Source organism: Streptomyces sp. SID1328, assembly GCF_009865595.1.
Lineage (GTDB): Bacteria > Actinomycetota > Actinomycetes > Streptomycetales > Streptomycetaceae > Streptomyces > Streptomyces griseoluteus.
Genome location: NZ_WWKH01000742.1, coordinates 1 through 2,373 on the forward strand (window position 1 = coordinate 1; position 2,373 = coordinate 2,373).

2 protein-coding genes are annotated in these 2,373 nt (G+C 73.5%); one reads left to right on the forward strand and one right to left on the reverse strand.

The window, feature by feature from the left end:
- Positions 1 to 175 precede the first annotated feature (175 nt).
- A complete protein-coding gene (locus tag GT030_RS23865) occupies positions 176 to 1,363 on the reverse strand; it encodes a thiolase family protein (RefSeq protein WP_161202857.1) in 1,188 nt (395 codons plus the stop codon).
- Between the two features lie 174 nt (positions 1,364 to 1,537).
- Between GT030_RS23865 and GT030_RS23870 the strand changes: the two genes are divergently transcribed.
- Complete coding sequence (locus tag GT030_RS23870) at positions 1,538 to 2,344, forward strand: alpha/beta hydrolase (RefSeq protein WP_161202858.1); 807 nt, start codon at positions 1,538 to 1,540, stop codon at positions 2,342 to 2,344.
- Positions 2,345 to 2,373 lie beyond the last annotated feature (29 nt).

The window sequence follows — 2,373 nt, forward strand, 5'->3', positions numbered from 1 at the left end:
TCGGCGAAGGTGAGGCGCAGGTCGCCCTCGACGAGGGCCGTCCGGTCGGGGCGGCGGCGGGCGTTCTCGGCCAGGATGGCGGCGACGGACAGGGTTGCCATGAGGTGCGGCTCCGTTTCCTGCGGTACGACTCGTGCTGCGGAACTCCCTTGCCGGGAAGGTCCGTCGGGGTGGTTCAGGGGCGCTCCACCAGGACCGCGCCGCCCTGCCCGACGCCGACGCACATGGTGGCGAGGCCGCGTCCGGCGCCGGTGCGGCGCATGCGGTGCAGCAGGGTGGTGAGGATGCGGGCGCCGGAGCAGCCGAGGGGGTGGCCGAGGGCGATGGCACCGCCGGTGGGGTTCACCAGGCCGGGGTCGATGCCGAGTTGGTCGACGGAGGCGAGGGCCTGGGCGGCGAACGCCTCGTTGAACTCCGCCTCCTGGAGGTCGTCGACGCTCCAGCCGACGCGGGCGAGCGCCTTGCGGGTGGCGGGCACCGGGCCGATGCCCATCACGTCGGGGTGGACGCCGGCCGAGGCGCCGGCGACGTACCGGCCGAGGGATTCGAGGCCGAGTTCCTCGAGCGCGTCCTCGCTGACCAGGAGGAGCCCGGCGGCGCCGTCGTTCATGGGGGAGGCGTTGCCCGCGGTGACCGTGCCGTCCTTGCGGAAGACCGGCTTGAGGCGGGCGAGTTTCTCCAGGGAGGTGTCCTCGCGTACGCATTCGTCGCGGTCGACGGTGATGCCGTCCGGGCGCTCAACGGGGAGCAGTTCGGCGTCGAAGTGGCCGTTCTTCCGTGCGGTGGCGGCGAGTTGGTGGCTGCGCAGGGCGAACTCGTCCTGCCGTTCACGGGAGATGCCGTATCGCTGGGCGACCTCCTCGGCGGTCTCGCCCATGGCCAGGACGCCGTGCAGGTCCTTCATCGCCGGGTTGGTGAGGCGCCAGCCGAGGCGGGTGTCGTAGGTCTCCATGCGGTGCGGGAGGGCCTCGTCGGGGCGGGGCAGCACGAAGGGGGCGCGACTCATGGACTCGGAGCCGCCCGCGATGACGATGTCCGCCTCACCGGCCGCGATGGTGCGGGCGGCGGTGGTGACGGCTTCCAGGCCGGAGGCGCAGAGCCGGTTGACGGTGGCGCCGGGCACGGAGTCCGGGAGCCCGGCGAGCAGGACGGCCATGCGGGCGACGTTGCGGTTGTCCTCGCCGGCCTGGTTGGCGGCGCCCCAGTACACGTCGTCGATCCGGGCCGGGTCGAGGGCGGGCACGCCGCTCACCAGGTCGCGGACGACGGCCGCCGCGAGGTCGTCGGGCCGCACGGAGGACAGGGCGCCGCGCAGCTTGCCGATGGGCGTGCGGCGGGCGGCCGCGAAGTGGACGGGACGCAACTCGGGACTCCTGACCGACGACGTTGTGGATCAGCGTGAACCTACGCCCCGCCGGAACGGAGCGACTTAATTAGCACTGCTAGTTTTGGGCTCTACCGGACTATAGACCTCGCACCGGCCCCCTGGGAAGATCCCCCCGGAGTGACCCACGCGACCACGCCGGAGGAGAGCCCCGTGAACGACGTACGCGCCCACATCCGCCAGGGCGTCCACGGTGCGCTGCACGTACGCGCCTGGCCGCACCCTGCGCCCCGCTACCTCGCCCTGCTGGTGCACGGGTACGGCGAGCACGCGGGCCGGTACGACGAGGTCGCCGGGGTGCTCACCGGCCATGGCGCGGCGGTGTACGCCCCCGACCACCCCGGGCACGGCAGGTCGGCCGGCGAGCGGGCGGTGATCGGGGACTTCGAGGACGTGGTGACCGACCTCCACGCGGCGGCGGACCTGGCCCGCACCGAACACACAGGTCTGCCGCTGGTCATGGTGGGCCACTCCATGGGCGGCCTGATCGCGGCCCGCTACGCCCAGCGGTACGGGTCCGAGCTGAGCGCGCTGGTGCTCTCGGGGCCGGTGGTCGGCACGTGGGCGCTGCCGGGGCGGCTGCTCGCGCTGGACGAGATCCCGGACGTGCCGGTCAGCCTGGCCGCGCTCTCCCGCGACCCGGCGGTGGGCGCGGCTTATGCCGCCGACCCGCTGGTGTGGCACGGCCCCATGAAACGGCCGACTCTCCTGGCGTTCGAGCGGGGGCTGGCGGCCGTGGCCGCGGGCGGCGACCTCGGCGACCTGCCGCTGCTCTGGCTGCACGGCGAAGACGACCGGCTGGTCCCGATCGAGGGCAGCCGTACCGGCGTGGAGCGCCTCGGCGCCGGCCGCGCCACCGAGCGCGTCTTCCCCGGCGCCCGCCACGAGGTCTTCAACGAGATCGACCGCGTGAAGGTCTTCGCGGAGCTGACGGGCTTCCTGGACTCGGTGCTCGGCTAGGTCCTGTCTGACAATTCGCGTCGTCGCCC